General features: G+C 47.9%; 2 protein-coding genes. One reads left to right on the plus strand and one right to left on the minus strand.

What is annotated here, in order from left to right:
- Positions 1–206, plus strand: a 206-nt coding sequence (locus DVK06_RS19425; RefSeq protein ID WP_121601134.1) for a hypothetical protein, incomplete at its 5' end; no start/stop codon positions are given.
- A 4-nt stretch (positions 207–210) separates the two neighbouring features.
- On the opposite strand, the gene DVK06_RS17090 is transcribed toward DVK06_RS19425, so the two are convergent.
- On the minus strand, positions 211–547 hold a 337-nt coding region (locus DVK06_RS17090), incomplete at its 5' end, for a hypothetical protein (protein ID WP_233561797.1).

Consider the following 547-nt stretch of genomic DNA (forward strand, 5'->3'; position numbering starts at 1 on the left):
TAATAGATGTCATTAAAGAAAAGCTATCGCTTAAAACGGACGGTGAACTGGCGGACTTGATGGAAGTGCCCGCAACTCTCATTAGCAAGATTCGCAATAATGTCATCCCGGTCGGGCCCACTACGCTTATTCGGATGCATGAAGTAAGCGGAATGGGAATAAAAGAAATGAAGCGTTACCTGTACCTGCCAAACAATGGGCGATAAAAGGCTAAAGGAAAACCATTAGCGGCTTTAATGAATGGGAACCTTTGAGAAAAATCCCCAAGCCCGAAGAGCCCAGCAGTACAAACGCAATACGCCGGAAGTTGAAATCAGAAACTCTTTTGTAGAGATTAATTCCAATCAGTGTGCAAGGCAGAACGATTGGCAACAACAGCAGGAACAGAGTCCAGAACTCGGCGCTGAAAGACCCGGGGTTCAGTACCGCGAGCAGTGCCAGCGAAAAAATCTGCATAATCAAAATGTAGGGCTGCACAATTGCCCGTGTCTCACCTTTCGACATACGGGTAAGTCCCGCCCAAATCACGACCGACGCACCGGGGAAC

It is taken from the genome of Halorubrum sp. Atlit-28R, from assembly GCF_003665955.1.
Taxonomy (GTDB): Archaea; Halobacteriota; Halobacteria; order Halobacteriales; family Haloferacaceae; genus Halorubrum; species Halorubrum tropicale.